At 43.0% G+C, this 13,547-nt stretch carries 12 protein-coding genes; all 12 read left to right on the top strand.

Annotated features, from left to right (window positions below; genetic code table 11):
* The first annotated feature begins 17 nt into the window (after positions 1 to 17).
* The 12 genes from F0249_RS07410 to F0249_RS07355 all read left to right on the top strand — a co-directional run bounded on the left by F0249_RS07410 (position 18) and on the right by F0249_RS07355 (position 13,510).
* Complete coding sequence (locus F0249_RS07410) at positions 18 to 863, top strand: ExeA family protein (RefSeq protein ID WP_017051185.1); 846 nt, start codon at positions 18 to 20, stop codon at positions 861 to 863.
* Positions 860 to 2,038 carry a lipopolysaccharide assembly protein LapB gene (locus tag F0249_RS07405; RefSeq protein WP_171756252.1) on the top strand — a complete coding sequence of 393 codons (1,179 nt, stop codon included), beginning with the start codon at positions 860 to 862 and terminating at the stop codon, positions 2,036 to 2,038. Before F0249_RS07410 ends, F0249_RS07405 begins: the two co-directional genes overlap by 4 nt.
* A complete protein-coding gene (locus F0249_RS07400) occupies positions 2,028 to 3,752 on the top strand; it encodes a GspE/PulE family protein (protein WP_113799602.1) in 1,725 nt (574 codons plus the stop codon). Before F0249_RS07405 ends, F0249_RS07400 begins: the two co-directional genes overlap by 11 nt.
* A gap of 8 nt (positions 3,753 to 3,760) precedes the next feature.
* Positions 3,761 to 4,984 (top strand): type II secretion system F family protein, encoded by a 1,224-nt coding sequence (locus F0249_RS07395; RefSeq protein ID WP_113799600.1) that lies wholly within the window; start codon positions 3,761 to 3,763, stop codon positions 4,982 to 4,984.
* A 1-nt stretch (position 4,985) separates the two neighbouring features.
* Positions 4,986 to 5,444 carry an MSHA biogenesis protein MshF gene (locus tag F0249_RS07390; protein ID WP_113799599.1) on the top strand — a complete coding sequence of 153 codons (459 nt, stop codon included), beginning with the start codon at positions 4,986 to 4,988 and terminating at the stop codon, positions 5,442 to 5,444.
* Positions 5,445 to 5,523: 79 nt separating this feature from the next.
* On the top strand, positions 5,524 to 6,099 hold the full coding sequence (locus tag F0249_RS07385) for a prepilin-type N-terminal cleavage/methylation domain-containing protein (RefSeq protein ID WP_113799597.1): 576 nt from the start codon (positions 5,524 to 5,526) through the stop codon (positions 6,097 to 6,099).
* 35 nt (positions 6,100 to 6,134) lie between these two features.
* A complete protein-coding gene (locus F0249_RS07380) occupies positions 6,135 to 6,623 on the top strand; it encodes a type II secretion system protein (RefSeq protein WP_171756251.1) in 489 nt (162 codons plus the stop codon).
* 144 nt (positions 6,624 to 6,767) lie between these two features.
* Positions 6,768 to 7,313: a prepilin-type N-terminal cleavage/methylation domain-containing protein gene (locus F0249_RS07375; RefSeq protein ID WP_171756250.1), complete on the top strand. Its 546-nt coding sequence runs from the start codon at positions 6,768 to 6,770 to the stop codon at positions 7,311 to 7,313.
* The gene (locus tag F0249_RS07370; RefSeq protein ID WP_171756249.1) at positions 7,310 to 7,894 is read left to right on the top strand and encodes a prepilin-type N-terminal cleavage/methylation domain-containing protein; all 585 of its coding nucleotides are present in this window, start codon (positions 7,310 to 7,312) and stop codon (positions 7,892 to 7,894) included. The genes F0249_RS07375 and F0249_RS07370 overlap by 4 nt, the downstream gene beginning before the upstream one ends.
* Positions 7,894 to 8,640: a PilW family protein gene (locus F0249_RS07365; RefSeq protein WP_171756248.1), complete on the top strand. Its 747-nt coding sequence runs from the start codon at positions 7,894 to 7,896 to the stop codon at positions 8,638 to 8,640. Before F0249_RS07370 ends, F0249_RS07365 begins: the two co-directional genes overlap by 1 nt.
* Positions 8,630 to 9,058 (top strand): MSHA biogenesis protein MshP, encoded by a 429-nt coding sequence (locus tag F0249_RS07360; protein ID WP_171756247.1) that lies wholly within the window; start codon positions 8,630 to 8,632, stop codon positions 9,056 to 9,058. Before F0249_RS07365 ends, F0249_RS07360 begins: the two co-directional genes overlap by 11 nt.
* Positions 9,059 to 9,061: 3 nt before the next feature.
* Complete coding sequence (locus F0249_RS07355) at positions 9,062 to 13,510, top strand: DUF6701 domain-containing protein (protein WP_171756246.1); 4,449 nt, start codon at positions 9,062 to 9,064, stop codon at positions 13,508 to 13,510.
* Positions 13,511 to 13,547: the final 37 nt, after the last annotated feature.

Genomic DNA, 13,547 nt, shown 5'->3' with positions numbered 1-13,547 from the left:
CCCTGTGTGGAGATATCATGTATCAGGCGCACTTTGGTTTTAGTTGTCAGCCATTTAGCCTAACCCCAAATACTGACCTGTTTTATGGTTTAGCACCTCACTATGAGGCGATTCAAACTGTAATATCGGCAGTCCAGATGGGGGAAGGTGTCATTAAGGTGACAGGTGAAGTCGGAACGGGAAAAACCATGGTTTGCCGCATGCTAGTCAATCATTTGCAAGAGCATGTGGCATTAATTTATTTACCTAATCCTATTCTGACTGGTAGTGAATTGCGTCAAGCGGTCGCAAAAGAGTTAGGGCTAGAGAAAGTGCCTGATGCCACTATCGTTGATGAAATCCAAACTAAATTGATAGATATTCACTCCAGCGGTCGTCGCGCGGTTGCGATTATAGATGAAGCTCAAGCACTGACTGATGAAACTCTTGAAACATTACGTTTGTTTGGCAATTTAGAAACCGAACAGAAAAAGCTACTGCAGTTGATCTTACTTGGACAACCTGAATTCGATGACCGATTATCTCAACATCACCTGAGGCAGTTTAGGCAACGAATTTCATTCAGTGCAAAACTTCGACCTCTTTCGCTTGATGAAACGGTCGCTTATATCGATCATCGTTTAGAAAAGTCATCAGGCAGTACATCGCTATTTAGCTTAAATCAAAAAAAAGCGGTTTGGCACTCTACTGGTGGTATTCCAAGATTAATTAATCAAATCTGCCATAAAGCGCTCATCTTGGCTTGTTGTGATCAAAGTAGTTCAACACAGAACCACCACCTATTTTCGGCGATGCATGACACCTTCGATGTGCTTAAGCCTAAGTTTAAAAACCCATTGATTTGGGGCTGGAGTAAATCATGAGTGCAATGAACAATGCGCTGTCAGAGTTAGCGAATAAAGACCAATCACTATCGGCTCCTATTGAGAAGGCTCAAGTCAATAAAGTGAAGTCGAGATCTCCTATTGTTTGGGTTGCGTTAGGCTTCTCTCTAAGCTTAGCGGTCGGTGGATGGGCGGTATCTCAGCAATCCGATATGATTGTGACTTCCGAAAATACGGTTAATCTGCGTGACGACTCTAAATCAGGGAAAGAGAGTGATATTCGCACATTAGCTGAAAAAAAAGTGGCTGATAAAAAAGAGTCTGATTTCACGCCTGTGACGCCAGAAAAAACGATTCAAGCTGTGACCATTTTCGAACCCGTCAATGACGAGAAAAAGAAATCGGTGAGCGTTTCATCTCAAAAGCCTATTCATGTCGCAAAAATTAATCAGCCTCAATCAGTAGAGAGTCAGTCGGCAAAGGTTCAGCTGGTAAATAGCCAAATAGCTGAGCGTAAGTCATCTCAACCGACTCGTGCTGTTAAAGCTAATGAGTCAACGAAAGAAACCAATGTGAAAACCGCCCCAACATCGGCAATGGTAGTGGAGCAAGTTGAGCTTACTCCTGAAGCTTTGGCTCAAAATGCGCTGAGTCGTGCTAAAAAATCGCTAGACAGTAACGATATGAATGGGGCTTTGAGTAACTATTCCGAAGTATTGCGCTATACGCCAAAAAATGAAGTTGCTCGTCAAAAATTAGCGGCCCTATATTACGGTAAAGGTGATGCGCGTAAAGCGTATGATATACTTCAGTATGGAATAAAATTGTCACCGGATAGTGAAGATCTACGTCTAGGGCTGAGTAAGTTGCTGATTAAAGAGAAACAGCCTGACGTGGCATTAAGCCCGCTGATTCATTTACCACCAAACCCTAGTATTCGCTATCTTGCAATGCGCGCAGCGTTAGGGCAAAAGTCTAAGCAAAGTGAAGTTACTTTAGAAAGCTATCAACAGCTTGTCGGCCTTGACCCTGAAAATGGTCGCTGGTGGTTAGGCTTGGCGATTCAACAAGAACGCAATATGGATTTTGACTCAGCGTTTAATTCATATCAACAAGCATTATCTCTTATTGGAATTTCAAAACAGTCTCAAAATTTTGTTCGTGATCGCATGAAAGTTCTGCGCACAATACAGGAGTCAACAAGTGCAAATTAAGTTAAGAAAAAGACTCGGTGACTTACTCGTTGAAGAGGGGATCATTACCGAGCAACAAGTTGAGCAAGCTCTGTCAGCGCAGCGAAGCACAGGTCAAAAGCTGGGTGATACATTAATCGAACTTGGTTTCTTATCTGAACAGCAGATGTTGATGTTCCTATCGCAGCAGCTTGATTTACCGCTCATTGATTTGAGTCGAGCCGCGGTTGATATTGATGCAGTTCAATTACTACCAGAAGTGCATGCTCGACGATTACGTGCACTTGTTATTGGCCGAAACCAAGATACTTTACGGATTGCGATGAGTGATCCTGCGGATTTGTTTGCCCAAGAATCACTATTAGACCAACTTGGTCAGTATGGGCTGGAATTTGTCATAGCACCTGAAAGGCAGTTAGTTGAAGGCTTTGATCGCTACTATCGCCGAACAAAAGATATCGCATCCTTTGCCGAACAACTTCAAGCTGAGCACCAAGTTAATGAAGCCTTTGATTTTGATATCGGAGATGAAGACAGTGATGAAGTTACGGTTGTTAAACTGATTAACTCGCTGTTTGAAGATGCGATTCAAGTTGGAGCGTCAGATATACACATTGAGCCAGACTCTAACGTACTGCGCCTGCGTCAACGTATTGATGGTGTGCTCCATGAAACTTTATTAAATGAAGTGAATATCGCATCAGCGTTGGTGCTTCGTTTAAAACTGATGGCGAACTTAGATATTTCGGAGAAACGATTACCACAAGATGGCCGTTTTAATATCCGAGTGAAAGGCCAATCGGTAGATATCCGTATGTCGACGATGCCCGTTCAGTATGGTGAATCAGTGGTAATGCGTTTGCTTAACCAAACCTCTGGTTTACGTAAGTTAGAGGAGTCTGGTTTACCGGCCGATCTTCTTGCTCGTTTGCGGGATCAACTGCGTCGGCCACATGGCATGATTTTAGTAACAGGCCCGACGGGTTCAGGTAAAACGACAACGTTATATGGCGCACTGTCTGAGCTGAATGTTCCAGGCAAGAAAATCATTACAGCCGAAGATCCGGTTGAATATCGTCTTCCGAGGATCAACCAAGTTCAAGTGAACAGTAAGATCAATTTGAACTTCTCTACCGTACTTCGAACTTTTTTACGTCAAGATCCCGATATCATTCTAATTGGTGAGATGCGTGACCACGAGACGGTTGAAATTGGTCTGAGAGCAGCCTTAACCGGTCACTTAGTGCTGAGTACGCTCCATACCAATGATGCGATTGATAGCGCCTTACGTATGATGGATATGGGAGCTCCGGGTTACCTTGTTGCCAGTGCGGTTCGTGCTGTTGTTGCACAACGTTTGATCAGAAAAGTGTGCCCAGACTGCAAAGTAGACGACCAAATTGATGAGGCAAGAAAACAGTGGCTCAGCGTCCGTTTTCCTAACCAAGTTCATCAGACGTTTACTAAAGGTCGTGGCTGTCAAAACTGTAACCTGACAGGCTACCGTGGTCGTATTGGTGTTTTTGAAATGCTTGAGTTAGAGCAACATATGATGGATAGCTTACGCTCAAGCGATGCGGTTGCTTTCTCTAAAGCGGCACGAGCTTCTAAAAACTATAAACCTTTACTCGCCTCTGCAATGGAGTTGGCGATAGAAGGTACAGTCAGCCTTGATGAAGTCATGAACCTTGGTGAAGGTGACGCATCAGGTATGGCTGATGCTATCTTGATTTAGGAAAAAATATGGCTACATATCGTTATCAAGGTCGAAACTTAGATGGGAGTAAAGCCTCAGGTAAAGTTGACGCATCAACAGAAGAGCTTGCGGCGGATGTTTTGATGAATAAAGGGGTCATCCCTACATCGATCCAACCAGCTAAAGAGGGGGGCGGCTCCCTTAATGTTGATCTCTCTGTGCTTATGGGAAAGCCGGTTCCATTAGAAGTTTTAGTGATCTTTTGTCGTCAGCTGTATAGCTTAACCAAAGCAGGGGTTCCACTCCTACGTTCCATGAAGGGACTAAGCCAAAACTGTTCCAATAAACAGTTACAAGATGCGCTTGAAGAGGTGACCGCAGAACTGACCAATGGGCGTGGTTTATCGGCTTCAATGCAGATGCACCCGAAAGTGTTTAGTTCACTGTTTGTCTCTATGGTTAACGTTGGTGAGAACACCGGTCGTTTAGACCAAGCTTTGCTTCAACTTGCGGGCTATTACGAGCAAGAAGTAGAGACTCGGAAAAGAATTAAAACAGCGATGCGTTATCCTACGTTTGTTATCAGCTTCATTATGGTGGCGCTGTTTATATTGAACGTGAAAGTGATCCCACAATTTACCAGCATGTTCAGTAAATTCGGTGTTGAACTGCCTTTGCCGACGCGAATTCTTATCGGCATGTCCGACTTTTTTGTGAACTATTGGGGGGCGATGATTGGTCTGCTGCTTGGAATGATCTTTGCTTTTAAAACTTGGGTGAATACCGATAGTGGCCGAGAGCGATGGGACAAAATGCGCTTAAAAACCCCTGTCGTTGGTGGTGTGATTAATCGGGCACAACTGTCTCGTTTTTCACGTACCTTCGCCTTGATGTTGCAAGCAGGTGTGCCTCTAAACCAATCTTTAGCCTTAGCGGCAGAAGCCTTGGGTAATCGATATTTAGAGCTAAGAATTCTAGAAATGAAAGCGGCAATTGAAGCGGGTAGTACTATCTCTTCGACAGCCATTAATTCCGGGATTTTTACACCACTGGTTATTCAAATGGTGAGCGTAGGCGAAGAAACGGGTCGTATTGATGAGCTATTGTTAGAAGTAGCAGATTTTTATGATCGCGAAGTTGATTATGATTTAAAAACATTAACCGCCAGAATCGAACCCATTCTCTTAGTGGTTGTTGCTGGCATGGTGTTAGTGCTTGCTCTTGGTATCTTCCTGCCAATGTGGGGAATGCTTGACGTGGTGAAAGGTTAGCATGACCAATAATGAACAACGGTCTCGATTTGTGATTTGGCTACTGGCCATTATCATTATCGTGATGAGTTTTTTGATTGCTTGGAAGCCTGTAGAAGAAGAAGCAGAAAATACCGCTCTATTTTTGGCAAGTAAACGAATACTCGAAAGGGCGAATTATTATAAACAAGAGTGGCTACTAAAAGGGCAACTCGAAAAGTTAACCATTAATCGTCATGAGCTTACGTTTAGCGAGTCTGGTTGGGCATTGCCTATTCAGAATGGAAAACTTGATTGTGCTTATTGGTTAGACTTGCTTTATCCGGAACAACAATTGCTTGGGATAGATGACGCAGAAAGTAATATTTATAAAGAACAGAATGGTTACCGCTGCCAATATCGCTATGTGAGTAACATGAGTATTATCCTACAGCTAAAAAATGAACGCTTTAGTGTGAATGTCGAATTTTTGTCATTATGATTTTTTGACTCCAAGCCGATGTTCATCCTTAATTGAACGATGTATAATATGCAATACCGATAACAGAAGTGAGTTAAAAATGTACAAGAAACAGATGGGTTTCTCTTTAGTTGAATTAGTGGTTGTTATTGTTGTTGTCGGTCTGCTAGCAGCCGCAGCTTTACCTCGTTTTCTCGATGTGACAGATGAAGCAAAAAAAGCCAGCATTGAGGGCATTGCGGGCGGCTTTGCCACTGGTGTCCTTTCTGCTCGTGCGCAATGGGAAGCGGAAGCTCGCCCATCTGCAACCATTGGCAATGAACGCTATAATACTGTCGATTATGACGGCGTTGATTTTTGGCTAACACGTTCAAAAAGCAACAGCGGAGTGAGTACGGATTTTCGTGATGGTTACCCTTATGGCATCAACACGGATTCTAGTTCTTACCCAACAAGTGTGGATGATCAAGCGTGTGTCGATTTAATGGAAAACCTTTTGCAGAATCCGCCAAAGGTAGCGACATCAAGCACAGCGGCTAGTAATTCAAACAATAAATACTCAGCAAAAGCTGACAATACGAATTCGACGTGCACTTACACCCAATTAGAGGGTAGTACAGCGCACAATTTTATGTATGAAATTAAAACTGGTCGTGTGACCGTAACTTTGCAGTAGCCCTGCGATATTAACCAACATAGAGAGAAGTAACTATGAAAAAACAAGGCGGTTTCACCCTAATTGAATTAGTGGTTGTAATTGTAATTCTAGGCATTTTAGCGGTAACCGCTGCGCCACGTTTCTTGAACCTACAAGATGATGCTCGTGATGCGACACTTGACGGTTTGCGTGGTGCTGTTTCCGGAGCTATGGGGATTTCATATGGTAAAGCGGCTATAAAAGGGATTGAAACTTTAGAAGTTGATGAGGCCGATTTACCAGCATCATCTGTTGATAGTATTGTGTATTCTTTTGGGTATCCAACGGCAGCTGAAGATGGAATTTTATCTACAATAGATATCTCTGATGAATTTACAGTTTTAGATAGTACTGAAGATGACAAAACTGATCATACCAATGCAACGATTGATATTGGCATTACAAATTATACAGAACGATGTGTTCGCTACGCGGCAGCTACAGGAACGGATACTCCTGCGACCGTAACTATTGTCTCAGGTGCTGGGAACTGTGGAGTATAATTAGTCTTTGACTTATCGAAAGAGACCAGCTTCGGCTGGTCTTTTTTTTTGCCCCTCAAAATTCGAAACAAAGTGCTGTATAGCGCTCACATCGTTATCGCTTTCCTATATACTAGTCAGTAGGTTACTTCAAAAGGCTGAGTTATGCGTGGGAATCGATTGGGGTTTACATTGATTGAACTTATCGTGGTGATTATTCTGATCGGGATAGTTTCCTCTTATGCCGCCAGTCGTTATGTCGGGGTCGGTAGCTTTTCTACTTATGCTGCGCAAGAACAGATTATCTCGGTTATTCGCCAAATACAACTTACGCGTATGCAAGCGAACAATAAAGATCTCTATGGAGAGCTCGATAAACGTTGTAACGACGTCCCTCCCCCAAATAAAAACCTAAAAGACTTATGTCTACGTAGTCAACTGACGATACAGTCAGCAACCGCTAAGGCTCCAGCTTGTGTTGGCAGTTCATCTGGCTGTAGTGCTAGCGGTGATACTCGCAGCGACAGTGTACGCAGTGACGAGCTGACTTATACTACCGTTCCTAATGTTGATTTGATTCGATTCGATCTACTCGGTAACCCTACCGGAGCGGCCAGCAATGGCATCACCATTAATATTACGGCGAATGGTCAGAGCACTTCTGTTTGTATTAACCGTATCGGTTATGTAGGACGAGGTACGTGTTCATGAGTTTATTATTGAAGAACCAGCAACGCGGTATGACGCTTATTGAAAGCATTATAGCAATTGTGATCCTTGGCATTGCAATGGTGAGTTTAACTAGCCTGTTATTTCCCAATATTCGTGATTCAGCTGCCCCTCACTACCAAACTCGTGCGATTGCATTAGGGCAAAGTTTTATGAGCCAAATTCTCGCTCGTGGATTTGATGAAAACAGCGATTATGACGGTGGAATTGTTCGATGCGGTGAAAATGGAACGACATGCTCAACAGATTTAAAAGCGGAAGAGTTGAATATAGATGATTTCAACGATGTCGATGACTATATCGGCTGTTGGTATACCCAATCCTCTAAAAGTTATTGTGATGATAATTATGACGCAAAATATGTAAGGGCACTGTCTGATGTATTAGGCGCAAATATAGAAGAAGATTTCCCTAATTTTCGCGTTGAAGTCGATGTCTTCTATGACGCCAATATGGATGGTAACAACGATGGCGGCATTGGTGTTTTAAAACGAATCGAGATATCCGTGACTGCTGGGCAGTATGGCAGTTATCCACTCGTTGCCTATAAGGGGAACTACTGATGAAAAATCGTGGTTTTACTCTTATTGAAATGGTATTGACGATGGTGGTCGGTGGGATCATTGTACTTGGCATTGCTGGCTTTGTTGAGTTAGGTACCAAAGGTTATGCCGACTCGATTGATCGCCAAAGAATGCAAACTCAGGCTCAGTTTGTGATTGAAAAGCTTTCTCGAGAATTTCGTCATGCAGTGCCAAACTCGTTTGAAGTACCTACAACGATTGCTGATCTAAAATGCCTCTCTTTTTACCCGATTAAGTATTCCGGTTTTTATGTGAAGAAAAGTGGAAATATTGACATTTTAATTGCAAATGAAAACAGTGTTCAGAGTGTTGGAGTGTTAGGTGAAGGATTGCGCTTGGTCATAAACCCAACTCGCAATGATGATTTAAAGCTTGGTAGTTCTTCTTTAGAAGTTCCTGATGGATTAGCTCCGCTGTTTCCTGCCAACCCTTCTCGCTGGAATGAATACCGAATGCCGGAAAAGTCACTAACTAGCTCTTCAATCAGCAATCGCTTCTATATTTTTGATACCAATGAACGTGTAAATTACTGCATGTCACTCGCCGGACGTTCGATTGTTCGTAATGGTGTTCAAGTGGCTGATAATGTAAATTTTTCTAGCGGATTTAAATATAAAGACCCAACCTTACAGCGTGGCGGGTTAGTTTATATCGATTTATTGTTCGAACAAGATGGTGAGCAGAGTGCTTACAAACAAGATGTGCAGGTGCTGAATGTCCCATAGAAAATCAAAACAGTCAGGTAGTGTGCTTGTGGTCGCGATTTTTGTGATCGTTGTGATGGGGTTTCTCGCCTTGTCACTGACGCGCGTGAATTGGTCCAACAGTGATAATCAAACCCGTGAGCATCTCGGTACGCAAGCATGGTTATTGGCGCATTCCGCTAACGAATGGGCGCTAACTCAGTTATACCCGATTCCAGAGATAGCTACCTCTTCTGCTTTTCAAGCAATGTGCACTACAACGGTTAGTGGCAGTTCACCTAGTTTGTCAGTAGATATGCCATGTTCTTCTCCTAAATTAACTTGCAACAACGAAGGTGAGCTGGATGGTCAGGTTTTTTACAGAGTGGAAGCCACTGCTATATGTGGTAGTGGGAAATTACAAGTTCAGCGTTCGCAAGAAGTTTGGGTTAAGGAGTAGGGTATGTCGTTTCAGTATTCGTATTTAAGGAAGAAGACTCTAGAGTCGGCTAGAAAGATTAAGTGGCTCGGGATCGCTCTGTCTTGCTTTTGGAGTTTCTTTGCTAGTGCTTCCGATGACTTCTCTCTAGAGAACTGTTCCGACTTGAAGCGTCAGGATGGTTTTTCTATTACGTTCACTGTTCCGAACCCTAATCCGGTCACTGTAACACTAAGCTCAAATAAATTGCTGGTGGATCTTTGGTCAAGTGTGAAGGCTGCAACAATACAAGATACTGACGTAACACCGGGCCAACGTGTACTTTTGACATACACCCCCGAAGCAAGTGATGGTAAAGGTAAAGGTAATGGTAAAAGCGGAACTTTGTCCTATAAGCTTGACTCAGGATCTGGATTTAAAGATAAGAGCTCTGCTGAAATGGCTGTCAATGGTGGGAACGGAACGTTGATGGTCAGTGGCGATAATTCGGAGGTAAGTTGTGCTGACGGTGACGTTACTCCACCTCCACCACCTCTTCCTCCAATTAACACTAACCCTAAATTTGAGTTCGGCACAATAGACTCTTCAGCCTGTACGATCAACTCTTTGACTGGAACCGATCATGATCACAATGGCGATGGCAGCAATGACCACGATAATGCGACAGTGACCTGCGTACTGACATTTGATAAAACTTATACAGGTGAAACACCATTGGTTTTTGTGATGCCAACGATTGATGCATCCTTGTCAAATAAAGGAACAGAAACCAAAAAGAAAACCACAGAGTATCCATCTACTCTTCGAGTGCATGATGTCACAAATTCTCAAGCTGTTATCTCTCAAAAAATAGCGCCCCATCGGAAAGCAAGTTCATCGGTCAATTTTGTCCCTGCGCCAATGCAGAGTATAGATTATTTTGTAATTGAGCCCGGGGTTCTCGATTTAAGTAATGGTTCGCGAATCGTTGCAGGTAGCGTCAATACGAATACGGCTTGTGGTAAAAAGAACGGTTGTAATAAACAGCTAATTAACTATACCGACTTTGGAGCCCCCAACCCTTTTTCGGGGAGCGCGTCAGAGGCCCCCGGAGTATTGGTTGAGATCCAAACTCAAAATAACAAATTAGCGGATGGTGAGCCTCGCTGGATAACTGGAGCTGCGGATAACGTTTCTAAAAATTCGTTTAATTTGTTTCTTGAGCGTTCGGAAGTTGGGGCAAATATTGATATTTCCAGTGACGAAAAAGTGGCGTTTGTTGCGGGACTAGGTCAAGGCTATGTTTCGGGATTAAAGTTTTGGTTAGGGAGTGCGACGACGTTAAATACCACAGGGTTTACTGAAAAAGTGGTGCAACCCATCGTTGATGGCTGTGCAATTTATACGAATTTTCCAGACACCACTTCTTTTGACTCGGTACCAACATTAGTGGGAACTAAAAACTCACGCGATGGTAATGACGGTGGGTGGTTACGCCGATGTGACGTAAAAAAAGATAAAGTTGCCTTTATTGTTGAAGAAGATATGGAAGATGTAGAACGAAGGCATAAACAAGAAGTCGCTTCATTCTTCATGTTTGAGAAGCCACCAGCTCAAGCTGTATGTAATCTATTTCCTTCTCCAGCCCAAACATGGAATGGCAACTCATCAGCGTCTCTATTGTTAGATAATAACGCGAAAATAATTGGCGCTCCGGTGACGAGTGGTCATCGTAATGTTGGATTTTATCAGGCGGATATTACCGGAACTAACCAGGGCATAGCTTGTGATGGAAAGGCCTGCGTTGGCTCATCAGGGCTTATGGTTGAAAAGCCTGAATTAGAGAGTTTTCAAATTCCAACCAATCCAGCTCTCGAAAATATCTCACTGTGGGATGAACCCTCACCTCGCGTCTTTAAAAATAATGAAGTCATTGGCTCACTCGCTGTTGGTCGCGGCTCAAAAGTCATTTTTAAATCCGGTGTCTATTGGGTTAAAAAAATCGATATCAATAATGGTGGGATAATCGAAATACCGGATGGGGAAGAGGTACTTATTCATGTACAGCAACTCAATTTAAGTAGCCGAATTGAAAGGGATGCAAGTCCGAGTAAATTTGAAGAGACAGGTTCGGGCTCACTACAGGTATTTGTGCACTCATATACAGGTAGTCAGGTCGACTTTAACTCCCGCACTGAATTTACAGGGCTGCTATATAGTGAAGTTGCAGTGTCATTAAGTAACGAAGCGACGGTTAATGGTGCGGTTACTGCACGGTCTATCGACATGCATAATGACGCTCAAATTATTGCCACGGACAATAAGTGCTTCAAACCGTTTGATGACTACAAAGTCACAATAACACCAGATGTGGACCTTGCCTTAATGTGTGGTGATGATGTACCTGTATTTACCATTAACACTACCAACAATGATGAAACCGAAAGCCTTTCTGTTACCGTTGAGGTTGATCCTAATGCTAATCGATTTAATGTCACGGCAGAGCCTGATTTTGGTTCTGGCAGTTACCCAAACTTCACATCAAACAGTTCTGGCGTTCTTAAATTAAAAGTGACACCGAAAAATACGAGTAATACTAGCTTGTCGACGAATTATAACTTAAGCGTGACGATGGACGACGATACGAGTCAGAGCGTTAAAAGTCAGTTTAAGTTCGTGCCATTTAAGTTTGAAGTACCAGACCAAACGGTTATCGCGGGTAAAGATAATGACGTGACTACGACAGTTCTTGCTTGCAGTGATACCGGTAAAACCAAAGTTGAAACGTATAGCGGGACACCAAGCATTAGCTATGAAGTCAAAAAACCGGATCCAACGTTAGCTAAGAAAGGTGTGTTGACTTATGCGCCAGTCTTTACTTCAGGAGATAAAGGGGCTCGGGAAGATATGCTTAAAATATCGGAATCTGGAGAGTTCTTGGTCACGCTGACAGATGATAAATTTGACTGTACCGGATTATCAGGTTGCCCAATCGATGGCGGTGGCAAATTGACGGGTAGCTTTACTATTAAATCGCGCCCTTGGAAGATTGCGATTTGTGATGTTAAAGCCGCTGATGAGAGCAAAAACAATCCTGCCAAAACTAATGAAATCGGTGGATACTTTATCTCTGCTAATAGTGACTTTAAAGCCACCTTTAAACCGATTGTTCATTCCGATTTCTATACCACCCCACGTGATGAATGTAGCTATCAAACCACATACAACTACTTTACTGAGACTGGTCATGCCGCACCGTTCAAAGTGAGTTTTGATCTGACATACCCAAGCTTAGGAACATTAAGTAATCTAGCGAGCGATAAATTTTCTGGTGACTTTTCATTTTCGGCGAGTGATAAAGTAACAACAAGTAGACAGAAAACTATCAATTTCTCTTGGGAGGACGTTGGGTCACTATTAATGAAGTCCGACGCTGACTACTTAAGCATGAACTTGGAGCAAGATACTCAAGTTATCGGGCGCTTCTATCCCGATTACTTCAATATCACTCAATCGACGTGGACTGCTCCTGATAAGCAAGGTGGGTCTACTTATATGGGGCAACCTTTCCAGTCAGTCGCTTTTGAGGTTAAAGCCTATAACAGTACTGGCGATGAAACGAAGAACTACGGTAGTTTCGATGAAGTATTGAAAGCCAGTTTTTACCTTCGAGGAGATAAATCTGATCGGGTGAGTATTTTAGACTCAGAGCTAGACGCCAGTCATTGGGGTAATAAAACAGGTATATGGAGTCGCTCATGGACTGATGCTAAGTGGAATCGAATTGGAGCGGGAGCCAAAATTACCACACCAGATGGTCCATACAATTCAACATGGGTAGGAGATGTGAAGACCACCACTGAACTTAGTTTGTCATTAGACAGCTCAGGAGATGGAAACAGCAATCATACAGATCCAACGTTATTTAAGGTTACAGGTACAGATGGGACGATATCTAAAGCGGCCAGTCAGTTGTTAGCAGCACAACCCGATGTGCGTTATGGCCGGATGAGATTGCAAGATGTAGGTGGAAATCAGGGTTACTCGGTAAGGGTTCCACTCAGCATTGAATATTGGCGAGCAGGGAGCTTTGTTCTCAATGCTAAAGATAGCAATAGTCGTTTCGATACGAGTAATAATATGCAGTGTAACCATATTGAATGGTCTGAGATTACCCCTGCTGTCAGTGATGCTAAGTTAGCGAATACACTAAACCCTGTTTCTGATGATGGTAGTGTAGATAAGGGGGAGTCATTAAGTATCTACGCGAGGCAAGCGACCAGTCGCCGAGAGCAAGTCCGTTTGTTCTTGCGTCAAGGTAGTATAGCGAATCCTGATGGTGTAACTTGCAGTTGGTCTACGGGTATTCAACCTTGGTTAATTTACAATTGGCGAAATAAAGGTGATGAAGATCCATCTGCCGTTGTTACTTTCGGCATCAATCGTGGTAATGACCGGATTATTTTCCGCAATGAACCTGGGTTGACTAACTAATAAAGGGGGTTTAGGTAGGATAAAAGTTTAGATTTAC

The sequence above is a fragment of the Vibrio sp. 03-59-1 genome (assembly GCF_013114135.1).
GTDB lineage: Bacteria > Pseudomonadota > Gammaproteobacteria > Enterobacterales > Vibrionaceae > Vibrio > Vibrio cortegadensis.
Note: the sequence above shows the minus strand (reverse complement) of the source record. Positions and strands in the feature narration are given on the sequence as shown.

Bases quoted from the DNA above. Each gene is read 5' to 3' on its own strand.
- F0249_RS07410 (WP_017051185.1), top strand. From the start codon at position 18: ATGTATCAGGCGCACTTTGGTTTTAGTTGTCAGCCATTTAGCCTAACC.
- F0249_RS07405 (WP_171756252.1), top strand. From the start codon at position 860: ATGAGTGCAATGAACAATGCGCTGTCAGAGTTAGCGAATAAAGACCAA.
- F0249_RS07395 (WP_113799600.1), top strand. From the start codon at position 3,761: ATGGCTACATATCGTTATCAAGGTCGAAACTTAGATGGGAGTAAAGCC.
- F0249_RS07390 (WP_113799599.1), top strand. From the start codon at position 4,986: ATGACCAATAATGAACAACGGTCTCGATTTGTGATTTGGCTACTGGCC.
- F0249_RS07385 (WP_113799597.1), top strand. From the start codon at position 5,524: ATGTACAAGAAACAGATGGGTTTCTCTTTAGTTGAATTAGTGGTTGTT.
- F0249_RS07380 (WP_171756251.1), top strand. From the start codon at position 6,135: ATGAAAAAACAAGGCGGTTTCACCCTAATTGAATTAGTGGTTGTAATT.
- F0249_RS07375 (WP_171756250.1), top strand. From the start codon at position 6,768: ATGCGTGGGAATCGATTGGGGTTTACATTGATTGAACTTATCGTGGTG.
- F0249_RS07370 (WP_171756249.1), top strand. From the start codon at position 7,310: ATGAGTTTATTATTGAAGAACCAGCAACGCGGTATGACGCTTATTGAA.
- F0249_RS07365 (WP_171756248.1), top strand. From the start codon at position 7,894: ATGAAAAATCGTGGTTTTACTCTTATTGAAATGGTATTGACGATGGTG.
- F0249_RS07360 (WP_171756247.1), top strand. From the start codon at position 8,630: ATGTCCCATAGAAAATCAAAACAGTCAGGTAGTGTGCTTGTGGTCGCG.
- F0249_RS07355 (WP_171756246.1), top strand. From the start codon at position 9,062: ATGTCGTTTCAGTATTCGTATTTAAGGAAGAAGACTCTAGAGTCGGCT.